The sequence below is a fragment of the Bradyrhizobium sp. sGM-13 genome, from assembly GCF_018398875.1.
GTDB lineage: Bacteria > Pseudomonadota > Alphaproteobacteria > Rhizobiales > Xanthobacteraceae > Bradyrhizobium.
On record NZ_JAGWDK010000274.1, the window covers coordinates 1 to 292 of the forward strand.

Annotated in this window: 1 protein-coding gene; it reads right to left on the reverse strand. The window is 70.2% G+C overall.

The features are described 5' to 3' along the window. The coding region (locus tag KJQ96_RS39050) for a condensation domain-containing protein (RefSeq protein WP_213291226.1) at window positions 1-292 on the reverse strand (292 nt) is incomplete at both ends.

Below are 292 nucleotides of genomic sequence, written 5' to 3' on the forward strand. Positions count from 1 at the left end.
GACGTGTTCCTCATCCGACATCCGGATCAGACGCCCGCGGATCAGCGGCCCGCGCGCAAGATCGAACGGCGTGCCTGCCTCTTCATGGCACAGCTCCAGAAGCGCCGCCTCAGCATCCGGCCGGCCCCGCAGATCGTGCTCGAGCACCGGCAGCCCCGCATCCGCCGGCAGAACCTCAACCCGGGGCTTGCCCTCCGGTGCGACAAAGACACTGCGCAGCGCCTCGTGACGGGCAAACAAACGGTCAAGGCTGCGCTGCCAGGCGCTGCGGTCGAGCGCCCCGCGCAGCCGC